Raw genomic sequence first — 13,122 nt, 5'->3', positions numbered from 1 at the left:
GATTCTGGCAGGCTTACTCCTGACGATCGCGTTGGCGCAGCTGTTGCTCGAGTCGATCGATCCGACCGCGCAGTTCATCCAGCTCCTTCTGGCTGGCGAGCCCCAGATCCTGAAGCAAGTTGTCGCGATTGCGTTCGAGGTTGCGCCCCATTTGCTGCTCAAGCTCCGGTGTTTCTCCGCGCAGAGCCTTCAGCACGTCATCCACGAGTGCGGAGGCATGAGTCGCATCCAGGCGTCCACTGCTGACCCATTCCTGGGTTACATAGCGAAGACGGTCAGCCACCAGGGTGGTGGTCCCGAGACCACGGAGCAGCAGCTGCTGAAGGGGGTTGGCGGTCTCCATCGAGAATCGCAGTTCAGTCTGAATTCAGGATGACGGCATCCAATGGTGCTGACCATGGGCAATGACCGATCCCTGCCATTGCTCAGGGGACTGAGCGGTGGCGCTCTGACAGGAATCGGCCTCTGCCTTTCAGGCCCCTGGTGGATGGTTCCCGCCCTGGCGCTGTTGTGGTCTGTGCTCCGATCTCCTGTGGCAGCGGCGCTTTGGGCTGCTATGGCGATAGCCATCAGCCATCGCTGGTTGATTGCCCTTCACCCCCTGACCTGGCTGGGGGTACCAGCACCGCTGAGTCTCCCCCTTGCCCTGATGGTCTGGTTGGCCTGCGTCCTGTCCGCAGCGCTGCTTGTGGCGGCATGGAGTCTGTTGGCGCGCTGGCTGCCGGGTCGTGGAGGCTTGCTGCAGGCCGTGGTTCTGTCTCTGGTCTGGGGCCTGGGCGAGACGCTTCTCGCCAGAGGACCGCTCTTCTGGATTGGCGTTGGCGGCAGCGCTCTCCCCGCTGACCGCTGGCTTGCAGGTCTGGCCGGTTGGTTCGGTGCCGGAGGTCTGGCAACCGTTCAGCTTCTGCTGGGCTGGTGGCTCTGGCAATTGTGGAGCGCAGTCCGTCTTGAGGGAGAGCAGCGCTGGCGGCTACTTCGCTGGGGTGTTCTTGCCCTGCTGGTTGCCCATGGTCTGGGTGCCGTGGCCTTGCAGGGAGTCGCTCAGAGCTCGCGGAACGGCCCAGCTGCATTGCCGCTGGCCCTTTGGCAAACGGCGATCCCCACCCGTGAGAAGTTCAGCGTTCGTCGGCAGACCGAGCTGCCTCGCAGATTGCGTCAGGCCATGGACAGCGCCGAACGAGGCGGGGCCCAACTGTTGATTGCTCCTGAGGGCACGCTCCCTGCGAAGTTTGGCGTTGAACACGCTGGGGAGATTCCCCTGATCAGTGGTGGCTTTCGTTTCGTGGCGGGCCAGCAGCGCAGCTCCCTGCTGTTAATGGCATCAGAGATGCCAGAAACGTCCAACAGCATCGACAAGCACCGTTTGGTGCCGCTGGGGGAATGGGCGCCCTCCTGGCCTGGCCTGGCAGGATTGTCGGCGGTCGGAGGCTTGCAGCCAGGTGAGTCCTCCAGGCTCTGGCGCTGGGGCGGTCCTCCTGCGGCGGTGGCCATCTGTTACGAGATCAGCAATGGAACAGCCCTGGCTGAGGCCGTTGCGGATGGCGCGCAATGGATCCTGGCAGCAGCCAATCTCGATCCCTATCCACTGCTGCTGCAGAGGCAGTTCCTGGCCTTGGCACAACTGCGCAGCCTGGAGACTGCCAGGCCACTCGTCTCGGTTGCCAACACCGGCCCCACTGCTCTGATTGCCGACAGGGGACTGGTTCAGGCAGAGCTGCCCGCCATGCTCCCGGGGCTGCTGCCGGTGCAACTGGAACCAGTGCAGGGCAAGACGCTGTATGCGGTTTGGCGCGAGTGGCCGCTCTGGCTGATGCTTTTGCTGGCTGTCACTGTTCTGTTTAAAACGAGTTCTGGATCAGGCCCCCTCCCAGCACGGACTCGCCTTCGTAGAACACCGCCGCCTGGCCGGGGGTAATTGAGAACTGAGGCTCTTCGAACCTCAATCGGCAGCGATGGGGACGGTGCCCAGCGATGTCGGCATCACTGGCCTCGATGCAGGTGAGATCAGCCATGACCGGGCCGCTGCGGTAACGAACCTGCACCTCCACTCTGCGGCTGAAACCTGCAGCCGGAGGTGGGATCGAGACCCAGTTGATGGCTCCCACCTCACAGCAAGCGCGACCTGCCTCGGCCCTGGGTGCCACCACCACGCGATTCATCGCCGCATCCAGGCGCACGACATGCAGAGGTTCGCTCCATGCCACACCCAGTCCCTTGCGCTGGCCAATGGTGAAGTGCTCGATTCCATCGTGATGCCCCACAACCGTGCTGTCCTGAAGCACGATCTCCCCCTGTCGCGGCGGCAGATAGGCGTCGAGGAACGCTCGCATGGAGCCGTGATGATCCGCCAGGCAGAGGTCCTGACTCTCTGGTTTCTCCGCGGTGCGCAGTCCATGCCGGCTCGCTTCCCGTCGGGTATCAGGTTTCGTGAGTTCGCCCAGTGGAAAAACCACGCGGGAAAGTACATCCTGGTTGAGGTCGTAAAGGAAATAGCTCTGGTCCTTGCGGGTGTCCAGACCTCTTAAAAGCTTCCAGCGTCCTGTGGTCTCATCCAGGCGTATCCGGGCGTAATGACCTGTGGCAACACGTTCGAGCCCCCGTTCTTGCCGTGCCCACTCGAGCATCGGTCCGAATTTCACCGACCTGTTGCAGCGTGAACAGGGGAGGGGCGTGATGCCAGCTTGATAGCCCTCGATCAAGCCCTCCACAATCTCGCGCGCGAAGTTGTCGCGCGAATCGACGATGTGGTGGGGGACGCCCAGCTGCTCGCAGATTCCCGCTGCATCCACCAGTCCTTCGGCGCAGCAGGCGCCCTTGCCGCTCATCAGCCAGAGGGTGAGCCCTTCAATTTCCCAGCCTGCCTCTACCAGCAGTGCAGCGGTGAGAGAGCTGTCAACGCCCCCTGACAGCCCCACCGCCACGCGGTGCTCGCCAGGCCAGGCCTGCAGGCGCTCCAGGGCCTGGGCGCCGGCTGACGTGGCGGCAATGCTGGGCGTCGTTGCCGACATGGCTGGGCGGGCATGAACGGGATTCTCTTTCCATAGTGAGGTGCCATGGGTCTCGGCAGTGATCTGGCCACCCGCTGATGCCGACCATCTTCTGGTCTCCGCCGATCAGATGCTCGCTCTGGAGAGGGAGTGGCTGGCCAGTGGCCTTCCGGTGGCGGCTCTGATGGAAACGGTGGGCCAGCGCATGGCCGACTGGTTTCTGGCACGTCCGGAGTTATTGGCTTCCGGCGTCTTGGTGCTGGTGGGACCAGGCCACAACGGTGGCGATGGACTGGTGGTTGGTCGCAAGCTGCTGGAAGCGAATGTGGATGTCAGGGTCTGGGCGCCTCTTGCTTTGCGTCAGCCTCTCACGCAGGAGCACTGGCGTCATTTGCAATGGCTTGGCGCCACTTCCTTGCAGTCTTCGCCTGATCCAGCTGAACAGGGTCTGTGGATCGAAGCGCTGTTTGGTCTGGGTCAGAAGCGTCCCTTGCCTGCAGATCTTGCTGATCTGCTGCAGCGCAGACAGCATCTTTGCCCGGGGCGTCTGGTGAGCCTGGATCTTCCTGCTGGCCTGGATTCCGACACCGGCTGCCCCATCAACGGTGGTGCCGCGATTGCTGCGGACACTCTTTGCGTGGGATTGTTCAAGCGCGGGCTGGTGCAGGACGCTGCCTTAGCGCATGTGGGCCGCCTGCACCGCATTGACCCAGCTGTGCCCGTGCGGCTCATGCAGTCGCTCCCACCACCGCTGAAGCTGCTGCTACGGACCGATGATCTTGCTGGTCTGCCGCGTCCTCCGGCGTTGCCGGTGGCCATGAAATATCAGCGGGGGCGCCTGTTGCTGATCGCTGGCAGTGAGCGCTACCGGGGTGCAGCCCACCTCGTGTTGCGTGGGGCCCTCGCCAGCGGTGCCGGCAGTGTCGGGGCCTGTCTTCCTGATTGTGTGGCGGACCATCTCTGGCAGCAGGTTCCTGAGGTGGTCCTGAGGGCGCGTCTCTCGTCGGACCAACACGGGTCACTGGAGTGGGGAGCGGCCTGGGAACAGTGTGATCTGGCTCGTTTGGATGCCGTCCTGCTCGGGCCTGGTCTGGGAATGGTGCAGGGATGCTGGCGGCAGTGGGCGGATCCCCTGCTGGATTTCACCGGCCTGCTTGTGCTCGATGCCGATGGACTCAATCAACTGGCCGCCGCTGATGGCGGCTGGCGCTGGTTGTTGAAACGATCCGGACCGACGTGGATCACGCCCCACGGCAGTGAATTTGAGCGCCTTTTCCCCGACTGCTTGCAGGACTCTCCGCCGGATAAGGCTGCGGCAGCGGCGGATTGCTCAGGTGCCGTGGTGTTGCTGAAGGGTGCTCACAGCGTGATCGCTTCCCCGGGCGGGGAAGTGAGGCAGCTGACAGGCACTGATCCTGAGGTGGCGCGCACCGGGCTGGGTGATCTTCTTGCTGGTCACGCCGCCGGTTGGGGATCACGCTGCCTAGCGGCCAAGGGTGATCTCAGTTTCGAAGACCTTGCCGCATCTGCCTTCTTGCATGCCGTTGCGGCTCGACAATGCGATCAAAGCAGTGGCGCCATGGCAATTTCAGGTCAATTAGCGAGTCTCACGCGTTTCACGTTGCGATATTGACTTGATGAGCGATTGGGCTTGACTTTTCTACATTTTTTACACGATTCACCGGGTTTTGTGTCGTTTTCCACGCATGAATCTGAAGGGTTGCTGAAAACACATCGCTGATCGAGAAATTCATAGGACAGTCGCATCACGACACAGATTCATCCCCATGGTCTCAGCGGCAGCAGGGGTTTCAGAAACCCAAAAACGACGAAGTAGTGACCCGATCAGTTGGTACCTCGCCACGATCGGCAGGATTCCACTGCTCACTCCAGCTGAGGAGATTGAGTTGGGAAACCAGGTGCAGCAACTGATGCAACTCACAGAGGATGGAACGATCCCTTCTGACAGTGAGTCGTTCTCAAGCAAGCAAAAGCGGATGATTCGTGTTGGCCTTCGTGCCAAACAGCGAATGATGAAAGCCAATTTGCGCTTGGTTGTAAGTGTTGCCAAGAAATATCAGGGGAAAGGTCTTGAACTTCTTGATCTGATTCAGGAGGGTTCTCTCGGGCTGGAGCGTGCTGTTGAGAAGTTTGACCCCACGCGTGGCTACAAATTCTCGACCTACGCCTTCTGGTGGATTCGCCAGAGCATGACGCGCGCCATTGCTTGTCAATCGCGCACGATCCGTTTGCCGGTGCATCTGAGTGAGCGCCTCACCACGATCCGCAAAGTGAGCCTGGATCTCGCCCACAAGCTCGGTGCGATGCCCAGTCGTCTCGAGATTGCTGAGGCGATGGACATGCCTGTGCAGGAGCTTGATTCGCTGCTGAGGCAGGCCCTTACCACAAGCAGCCTGGATGCACCTGTGAATGGGGAGGAAGGTCGCAGCTTCCTTGGCGACCTGATTGCTGACTCTTCACTGGGAGAGCCGCTCGACAAGGTGGAGCAACGGATTCATCACGAACAGCTCGGGCGCTGGATGAGCCATCTCAGTGATCAGGAACAGCACGTTCTCACCCTGCGTTTCGGTCTGAACGGCCATGAGCGTCACACACTGGCTGAAATTGGTCGTCTGCTTGAGGTCTCGCGTGAGCGCGTCCGTCAGGTTGAGCTCAAGGCATTGCGCAAACTGCGTAACCTGACACGTCGCGTTGCACCCAGCTTCTGATTGTTCAGAGGTCAGTGGTCCTTTGAATCGTTGAAACCACCACTCGTTTATCACGAGGTTTACAGCGCTCCGCTTCCCAGTAGCCATCGTTTTCCGATGGCGAAGTTTCGACATCTCGAGAGTTGTCTCAGGGAAACGGGGTTGGCCAGTGATGGTCAGATGCATCGCCCGATGCCTGTGCCTCTTCGGCTGCTGGAATTGGTGCATGACCGCGCTTATCACGAAGCGTTTGCCAGGGACAGGCTCGATCGCCAGGCACAGCGGCGGATTGGACTTCCTGTCACCACTCCTTTGGTGCAGCGCACCTTTCTTGCCGTTGGCGGTTCGCTGCTGACAGCTCGATTGGCTTTGAAGCATGGTCTGGCCTGTCACCTTGCCGGTGGGACGCACCATGCCTTCCCTGGTTATGGCAGTGGGTTCTGCATCTTCAATGATCTGGCGATCTGTGCTCGCGTGCTGCTGGAGCAGGAGGGCCTCACCCAGATCATGGTGGTGGATCTTGATGTTCATCAGGGCGATGCCACTGCGCTGATCTTTCAGGACGACCCCCGTGTGTTCACCTTTTCAGCGCATGCAGCGTCCAACTTTCCAGCCCGCAAGCAGATCAGTGATCTGGATCTTCCCCTCAGCGATGGGGTGGAGGATCAGGATTACCTCGCTTTGATTGGCGACCATCTGCCCAATTTGCTGGACCGTTTGAATCCTCAGATCGTGCTTTACAACGCGGGGGTTGATCCTCATCGCGATGATCGTCTGGGACGACTGGCCTTGACGGATGTTGGCCTTCTGCAAAGGGATCATCTGGTGCTGGATGCCTGTCTACGCCGCAACATCCCTGTGGCGACAGTCATCGGTGGTGGTTACGACGCCATGACACCGCTTGTGAAGCGTCATGCCCTGGTGTTCAGGGCCGCAGCTGATCAGGCCCGTTTGCATGGTCTCTGATCAGCCTGCGATCGGTGGATCAAGCTCTCGTGCTGAGGCCGAACGTCAGTCTTCGGCCCAGATGTAGCGAGTGAGTTCAGAACCATCCGGTTCGGGTGCGCTGAGGGCGAAGTCGACACAGTCCTGCACGATGCCATCGATGTCCTTTTCAATTGCCCGCAGGTCCTCGCTGCTGGTCAAACCGGAGCCAACCAGGTCGCGTTCAAGCGCTTTGAGAGGGTCGCGTTTGGCCCAGAACTGTTTTTCCTCTTCGGCGCGCAGTTCGTCGGGGTCAGCCAGTGAATGGCCTCGGAAGCGGTAGGTCAGGCACTCAAGCACCGTGGGACCTTCTCCAGCCCTGGCACGTTCAACGGCTCGCTGTGCTGCAGCCCGAACGGCCAGAACATCCATGCCGTCGACCTCTTCACCGGCCATGCCGAAAGCACCGGCCTTACGCCAGATCTCGGGATCACTGGTGGCTCGGTCGTGGGCCATGCCGATGGCCCACTTGTTGTTTTCCACCACAAAAATGATCGGCAGCTTCCAGAGCTGCGCCATGTTCAGGCACTCAAAGAACTGGCCGTTGTTGCAGGTACCGTCTCCGAAAAATGCTGCTGTGACGGAATTGCTGCTGGGGTCACCCAGGGCATCCCGCTTGTAGCGGCTGGTGAAGGCTGCACCGAGGGCCACAGGGATGCCTTCCCCGATGAAGGCAAAACCGCCAAGCAGGTGGTGTTCTTTGGAGAACAGGTGCATCGAGCCTCCCCGCCCTTTGCTGCAACCTGTTTCCTTGCCGAACAGTTCGCTCATCACCTCACGGGCTGGAACCCCGGCACTGAGGGCATGAACGTGATCGCGGTAGGTGCTGCAGAACCAGTCGTGTTGTCGCTTCATCGCGCCGATCACACCGGTGCTCACAGCTTCCTGGCCGTTGTAGAGGTGCACGAACCCGAACATCTTGCCGCGGTAGTACATCTCCGCGCATTTGTCCTCGAAGCGGCGTCCGAGGGTCATGTCGCGGAACAGTGCCAGGCCGGTCTCCCTGTCAACGGTGGCCCTTTGGGCTGTCACCAGGGTTGAAAGCCGTTCCGCATGGGCACCCAGCAGAGACTGTCCGTCGGAGGCGGCGGCGCTGCGTGACTCTGTGCCGATTGCGATGTCCTGACCCATGGCACCACCTGTTTGACCACCGACTTTAAGGGTCCGTGGCGGATCGATGGGCAAAATCCCAGACACTGCCTACAGTCTGCTGCCAATGGCTGCAATGCTGGTGGACCTTCCCATCGACCATTTCCGTCTGCTGGGGGTTAGTCCAACGGCTGAACCTGAGGCAGTGTTGCGCACACTTCAATTGCGCCTGGATCGGTGTCCCGATCAGGGGTTCACCCATGAGGCGCTCAATCAAAGGGCTGAGCTGCTCCGCTTGTCAGCCGATCTGCTCACGGATCATGAACGCCGTGGCCAGTACGAAGCAACACTTCTAGAACTCGGTCAGGTTCATCCTGGCGACACCACAGGTCTGGAACTGTCCTCCAATCTGGAGGTCGCTGGCCTGATGCTGCTCTGGGAAGCCCATGCACCCCATGAGGCTTTTCAGTTAGCCCGTCAGGCCTTGCAGCCGCCTCAGGCGCCTGCTTTAGGCAGTGGCAGGGAGTCGGATTTGGCATTGCTGGCGGCTCTGGCAGCCAGAGACGCTGCTGAGCAGGACCAGGAGCAGCGGCGCTATGAGTCAGCAGCCAATCTGCTGCAGGAAGGGATGCAGCTGCTTCAGCGGATGGGCAAGCTTCCCGAGCAGAGGCAGGTGCTCGAAACCGATCTCTCCAGGCTTCGTCCATTTCGAATCCTTGATCTGCTCAGTCGTGATCTTGCTGAGCAATCGGCGCGACATGAAGGCTTGATGATGCTGGAAACCTTCATCAGCGATCGGGGCGGACTGGAAGGGAGTGCTCTTGAGGGGCTGGAGACTGCTGAACTGCTAGCAGGCATGGATCAGGGTTCCTTTGAGTTGTTTTTTCAGCAGATTCGTCGCTTCCTGACCGTGCAGGAGCAAGTGGATCTGTTCAGACGCCTGAAGGAGGCTGGCTCAGCTGATGCATCCTTCCTCGTTGTAATGGCTCTGGCGGCTGCAGGTTTTTCCCAGCGCAAGCCTGAACGGGTTCAGGACGCCCGTACCCGTCTGCAAGAACTCACGCTGGACGGTCTTGACACCCAACCTCTTCTGGGATGTCTTGACCTGCTTCTTGGCGATGTGGATCGGGCCGAGCGTCATTTCGCAAGCAGTGCTGATCCAGCCCTCAAAACTTGGTTGTCAGCGCACCCTGGCGACACCTTGGCAGCGCTCTGCGATTACTGCCGCACCTGGCTGGGACGCGATGTGCTGCCCGGATATCGGGATGTCGATGCCGAAGCCATCGATCTGGAGGCCTGGTTTGCTGATCGGGATGTGCAGGCTTACGTCGAGCGGTTGGAGCGTCAGGAGCAGCCCCGCGATTGGTCTCTTGAGAACTTGTCTCCTCTGACGGTGGATCCCGACGGAACGCTGCCGCTGCCTTTGCTGGATCCCGATCCTCCAGCAGATGACGAGCAGGACAAAGATGATGCGCCTGGAGGAGGTTTCGTCTGGCCGGCAATGCCTCGTCCATCTCTGCCGTCGGTGCCGCAGCTGCAATGGCCGCAGCTGCCTCAACCGAGTCGTTCGACCTGGATCGGAACCGGGGTGTTTCTTGCTGTGGTTCTGGTGATCGGTGTCTTCAGCGTCGTCGGTCTACGCCGTGAAGCAGAGCAGCCTCAGCTGGCTGGTGAGACACCGATGGATGCACCTGTTGATCAGTCGGCTCCAGATGCGCAGCCGCAGGGCTCTGCTGTGGATGCTGCTGATGAGTCCACTGCGAATGCTGTGCCTGCTCTCACGGAACAGCCTGAGCCGGCGCCTGTCTCACCTGCTGACTCTGCAGCCGATTCCGTGCTTCGTTCCGAGCGCCCCTCCGATGCCCAGCTGGAGGCCCTGCTTCAGGCCTGGCTGGATCGCAAAGCCACTGTTCTTGGCGGAGAGGGCACCGCAGATGAACAACTTCAGCCCATCGCCAGGGCCGGGCTGATCAACCAGGTGCGCCAGCAGCGATCTGCTGATCAGTCAGCAGGACTGACGCAGAAGGTTGAGGCCTCAATCGACTTCATGAGGGTCATCAGCCGCACTCCCCAACGCATCGAGCTGCGTGCCGATGTGGACTACAGCGATCAAACGCTGAACGCAGCTGGAACGGTGGTGAACAGCACAGCCCCGAAATCGCTCAAGGTGACCTACATCCTTGGCCGAGATGAGGATGGCTGGCGCCTGCAGGCCTATGTGCCGGTCTGATCGACCGATCAGCCTTGCGGAGATGGAGATTGCACCTCCACCCCCTGCCACTTTTACGATCAGAGAACTGAAACCGATGTCCGGCCGATGTTCGATGAGCTGTCAGCCCGCTTTGAAGACGCGGTCAAAGGACTGAGAGGCCAGGGCCAGATCAGCGAAACCAATGTGGAGGGCGCGCTCAAGGATGTGCGCCGCGCTTTGCTGGAGGCGGATGTAAGCCTCCCGGTTGTCAAAGATTTTGTCGCGGAGGTGCGTGACAAGGCCGTGGGTGCAGAGGTGGTGCGCGGGGTCTCTCCAGACCAGAAGTTCATCCAGGTGGTCCACGACCAGTTGGTGGAGGTCATGGGCGGTGACAACGCTCCTCTGGCCAAGGCCGAGGAGGCTCCGACGGTGGTGCTGATGGCCGGCCTTCAGGGAGCTGGTAAGACCACGGCAACAGCCAAGCTCGGACTCCACCTCAAAGATCAGGGCAGGAGGGCGCTGATGGTGGGTGCGGACGTCTACCGTCCTGCCGCCATCGAGCAGCTGAAGACGCTCGGTGCACAGATCGGTGTCGAGGTGTTCAGTCTCGGTGCTGACGCCAAACCGGAAGACATCGCAGCGGCAGGACTCGATAAGGCCAGGCAGGAAGGCTTCGACACTCTGCTAGTTGACACCGCCGGTCGTCTTCAGATCGACACCGACATGATGGAGGAGATGGTTCGGATCCGAACCGCCGTGCAGCCGGATGAAGTGCTGCTGGTGGTGGATTCGATGATCGGTCAGGAAGCGGCCGATCTCACCCGGGCCTTCCACGACCAGGTGGGGATTACCGGAGCCGTGCTGACCAAGCTCGATGGTGATTCCCGGGGTGGTGCCGCTCTTTCGATCCGCAAGGTGAGCGGTCAACCGATCAAATTCATCGGTACGGGGGAGAAGGTGGAGGCACTGCAGCCTTTTCACCCCGAGCGGATGGCGAGCCGCATCCTCGGGATGGGAGATGTGCTCACCCTTGTCGAGAAAGCCCAGAAGGAGGTGGAGCTCGCTGATGTCGAGCAGATGCAGAAGAAGCTGCAGGAAGCCACTTTTGACTTCTCGGATTTTGTGAAGCAAATGCGCCTGATCAAGCGCATGGGATCGCTGGGTGGATTGATGAAGATGATCCCGGGCATGAACAAGATCGACGACGGCATGCTCAAGCAGGGGGAGCAGCAGCTGAAGAAGATCGAAGCGATGATCGGCTCCATGACGCAGCAGGAGCGGGAGAACCCCGACCTGCTGGCCAGCGAGCCCTCACGTCGTCGGCGCATCGCCCGTGGCAGCGGCCACCAACCCGCCGATGTCGACAAGGTGCTAGCTGACTTTCAGAAGATGCGCGGTTTCATGCAGCAGATGTCTCAGGGCCAGATGCCTGGCATGGGAGGCATGCCCGGTATGGGGGGCATGCCGGGGATGGGCGGATTCCCTGGAATGGGTGGCGGCGGAATGCCGGGGATGCCTGGTGGCATGCCGGCCGGTCGAGGCGGTGGCCCCCCACGGCGTCAGCGACCCTTCAAGAAGAAGAAAGGTTTCGGCGACCTCTGACAGGCGGCAGGTTAAGTTGGTTGTTTGGCGCTTCTGTCAGAGGTCGCCGAACTGTCCCAACCCACACCAGCGCCACGATGATCAAGCTCCGCCTGAAGCGGTTCGGTAAGAAGCGGGAAGCAAGCTTCCGCCTCGTGGCCTGCAACAGCACTTCACGCCGTGATGGTCGTCCTCTTCAGGAGCTGGGTTATTACAACCCCCGCACCAAAGAGACCCGTCTGGATGCTGAGGCACTGCGTGAGCGACTGAGCCAGGGCGCTCAGCCCACCGATGTCGTCCGCACCCTGCTTGAAAAGGGTGGTTTGATCGAGAAGAAAGTCCGCCCAGCAGAAGTGGTCGGCAAGGCCAAGCAAGCTCTCAAGCGTGAAGCTGATGCCAAACAGGCCGCCAAGGATGCGGCTGAGGCCAAGGCCGCTGCAGCTGAAGCTGAGCAACCAGCTGGAGATGACGCAGCCACCCCTGAAGGCTGATTAACACGATGTCCGAGGCAACCTCACCCGGTCGCTTCGTCTTTGATCTGCCGCATACAGAGGCTGCGCTCGCTTTGGCGGGTGGTCCTACTTCACAGACGCTGCGTCAACTCGAGGCTCTGACGGGAACCACTCTGGTTTTGCGAGGACTGCAACTGGAGATGAGCGGTCGCCCCAACCAGCTTGAACGCACTGCTGCTGTTGTTGAGCTGTTGCGCAAGTTCTGGGAAGAGGGTGAATCCATTTCGCCGGTGGATCTTCAGTCGGCGCTGCAAGCGCTGGACACTGGCCGCAACCATGAACATGAAGCCATGGGCCAGCAGGTTCTGGCACGCAACCAGCGTGGCAGTCTGTTGCGCCCGCGCACGCTGCGTCAGAAGGCGTACGTGGAGTCGATGGAGCGTCACGATCTCACTTTCGCGCTCGGCCCTGCAGGCACAGGTAAAACGTTTTTGGCAACAGTTTTGGCTGTCCGCATGCTCACCGAGCGCAAGGTGGAGCGGTTGGTGCTGACCAGGCCTGCAGTGGAAGCAGGCGAACGACTGGGATTTTTGCCCGGTGATCTTCAGCAGAAAGTGGATCCCTATCTGCGTCCGCTCTACGACGCCCTGCACATGCTGCTTGGACAGGAGAAAACAGCAGCACTGCTGGAAAAGGGGGTGATTGAGGTGGCCCCTCTCGCCTACATGCGCGGCCGAACCCTGGCCGAATCGTTTGTGATCCTCGATGAGGCACAGAACACCACTCCGGCCCAGATGCGCATGGTGCTGACTCGTCTCGGAGAGCGTTCCCGCATGGTTGTCACTGGAGACATCACCCAGGTGGATCTTCCGCCCGGCCAGCTCAGCGGTTTGGTGGAAGCTTCAGAGGTTCTTGATGGGGTCGAGGGGGTGGCTGTCTGCCGTTTGACGTCGGCTGATGTGGTGCGGCATCCGCTCGTGCAGCGTGTCGTAGATGCCTACGCACGGCGTGACAAGAGCAACCCCCGTCGGGATGCCAGGCCGGGGCGGCGTTCGATGGGGAGATCCGCACCGGTTTGAAAACCACAAACTGGTTGTAGCTGGCAGGATATGTCCAGTGATCTGGGGCAC

At 60.6% G+C, this 13,122-nt stretch carries 11 protein-coding genes; 8 read left to right on the top strand and 3 right to left on the bottom strand.

What is annotated here, in order from left to right; all coding sequences use genetic code 11:
- Positions 1-13: 13 nt before the first annotated feature.
- Positions 14-343 carry a phasin family protein gene (locus SIB58_RS10885; RefSeq protein ID WP_066906872.1) on the bottom strand — a complete coding sequence of 110 codons (330 nt, stop codon included), beginning with the start codon at positions 341-343 and terminating at the stop codon, positions 14-16.
- A 54-nt stretch (positions 344-397) separates the two neighbouring features.
- Between SIB58_RS10885 and SIB58_RS10880 the strand changes: the two genes are divergently transcribed.
- Complete coding sequence (locus SIB58_RS10880; RefSeq protein WP_067326067.1) at positions 398-1,915, top strand: apolipoprotein N-acyltransferase; 1,518 nt, start codon at positions 398-400, stop codon at positions 1,913-1,915.
- Here the strand turns inward: SIB58_RS10880 and mnmA are convergent.
- Positions 1,839-3,008, bottom strand: coding sequence for a tRNA 2-thiouridine(34) synthase MnmA (gene mnmA / locus SIB58_RS10875; protein WP_066906874.1), 1,170 nt, complete (start codon positions 3,006-3,008; stop codon positions 1,839-1,841). The two genes, SIB58_RS10880 and mnmA, sit on opposite strands and share 77 nt — an antisense overlap.
- A 109-nt stretch (positions 3,009-3,117) precedes the next feature.
- On the opposite strand from mnmA, the gene SIB58_RS10870 reads away from it, so the two are divergent.
- The 3 genes from SIB58_RS10870 to SIB58_RS10860 all read left to right on the top strand — a co-directional run bounded on the left by SIB58_RS10870 (position 3,118) and on the right by SIB58_RS10860 (position 6,661).
- Complete coding sequence (locus SIB58_RS10870) at positions 3,118-4,620, top strand: NAD(P)H-hydrate dehydratase (protein ID WP_231884149.1); 1,503 nt, start codon at positions 3,118-3,120, stop codon at positions 4,618-4,620.
- 154 nt (positions 4,621-4,774) lie between these two features.
- Positions 4,775-5,716: an RpoD/SigA family RNA polymerase sigma factor gene (locus tag SIB58_RS10865; RefSeq protein ID WP_066906876.1), complete on the top strand. Its 942-nt coding sequence runs from the start codon at positions 4,775-4,777 to the stop codon at positions 5,714-5,716.
- Positions 5,717-5,746: 30 nt separating this feature from the next.
- Positions 5,747-6,661: a histone deacetylase gene (locus SIB58_RS10860; RefSeq protein WP_066907191.1), complete on the top strand. Its 915-nt coding sequence runs from the start codon at positions 5,747-5,749 to the stop codon at positions 6,659-6,661.
- Positions 6,662-6,706: 45 nt separating this feature from the next.
- On the opposite strand, the gene pdhA is transcribed toward SIB58_RS10860, so the two are convergent.
- The gene (pdhA, locus tag SIB58_RS10855) at positions 6,707-7,810 is read right to left on the bottom strand and encodes a pyruvate dehydrogenase (acetyl-transferring) E1 component subunit alpha (protein ID WP_066906878.1); all 1,104 of its coding nucleotides are present in this window, start codon (positions 7,808-7,810) and stop codon (positions 6,707-6,709) included.
- Between the two features lie 46 nt (positions 7,811-7,856).
- On the opposite strand from pdhA, the gene SIB58_RS10850 reads away from it, so the two are divergent.
- From SIB58_RS10850 to SIB58_RS10835, 4 genes are all read left to right on the top strand, one after another.
- Complete coding sequence (locus SIB58_RS10850) at positions 7,857-9,998, top strand: ARC6/PARC6 family protein (protein ID WP_066906880.1); 2,142 nt, start codon at positions 7,857-7,859, stop codon at positions 9,996-9,998.
- Positions 9,999-10,085: 87 nt separating this feature from the next.
- Positions 10,086-11,561: a signal recognition particle protein gene (ffh, locus tag SIB58_RS10845; RefSeq protein WP_066906882.1), complete on the top strand. Its 1,476-nt coding sequence runs from the start codon at positions 10,086-10,088 to the stop codon at positions 11,559-11,561.
- Between the two features lie 77 nt (positions 11,562-11,638).
- The gene (rpsP, locus tag SIB58_RS10840; RefSeq protein ID WP_067325990.1) at positions 11,639-12,031 is read left to right on the top strand and encodes a 30S ribosomal protein S16; all 393 of its coding nucleotides are present in this window, start codon (positions 11,639-11,641) and stop codon (positions 12,029-12,031) included.
- An 8-nt stretch (positions 12,032-12,039) separates the two neighbouring features.
- A complete protein-coding gene (locus SIB58_RS10835) occupies positions 12,040-13,071 on the top strand; it encodes a PhoH family protein (protein WP_067325987.1) in 1,032 nt (343 codons plus the stop codon).
- Positions 13,072-13,122 lie beyond the last annotated feature (51 nt).

This window comes from Synechococcus sp. MIT S9504 (assembly GCF_047497135.1).
Lineage (GTDB): Bacteria > Cyanobacteriota > Cyanobacteriia > PCC-6307 > Cyanobiaceae > Synechococcus_C.
This window is presented reverse-complemented; position numbering and strand designations above follow the sequence as displayed.

What these genes read in the sequence shown, in the direction of transcription:
- rpsP (WP_067325990.1), top strand. Translation starts at nt 11,639, where the DNA reads ATGATCAAGCTCCGCCTGAAGCGGTTCGGTAAGAAGCGGGAAGCAAGC.
- ffh (WP_066906882.1), top strand. Translation starts at nt 10,086, where the DNA reads ATGTTCGATGAGCTGTCAGCCCGCTTTGAAGACGCGGTCAAAGGACTG.
- SIB58_RS10880 (WP_067326067.1), top strand. Translation starts at nt 398, where the DNA reads ATGGGCAATGACCGATCCCTGCCATTGCTCAGGGGACTGAGCGGTGGC.
- SIB58_RS10865 (WP_066906876.1), top strand. Translation starts at nt 4,775, where the DNA reads ATGGTCTCAGCGGCAGCAGGGGTTTCAGAAACCCAAAAACGACGAAGT.
- SIB58_RS10850 (WP_066906880.1), top strand. Translation starts at nt 7,857, where the DNA reads ATGGGCAAAATCCCAGACACTGCCTACAGTCTGCTGCCAATGGCTGCA.
- SIB58_RS10835 (WP_067325987.1), top strand. Translation starts at nt 12,040, where the DNA reads ATGTCCGAGGCAACCTCACCCGGTCGCTTCGTCTTTGATCTGCCGCAT.
- pdhA (WP_066906878.1), bottom strand. Translation starts at nt 7,810, where the DNA reads ATGGGTCAGGACATCGCAATCGGCACAGAGTCACGCAGCGCCGCCGCC.
- SIB58_RS10885 (WP_066906872.1), bottom strand. Translation starts at nt 343, where the DNA reads ATGGAGACCGCCAACCCCCTTCAGCAGCTGCTGCTCCGTGGTCTCGGG.
- SIB58_RS10870 (WP_231884149.1), top strand. Translation starts at nt 3,118, where the DNA reads ATGCTCGCTCTGGAGAGGGAGTGGCTGGCCAGTGGCCTTCCGGTGGCG.
- mnmA (WP_066906874.1), bottom strand. Translation starts at nt 3,008, where the DNA reads ATGTCGGCAACGACGCCCAGCATTGCCGCCACGTCAGCCGGCGCCCAG.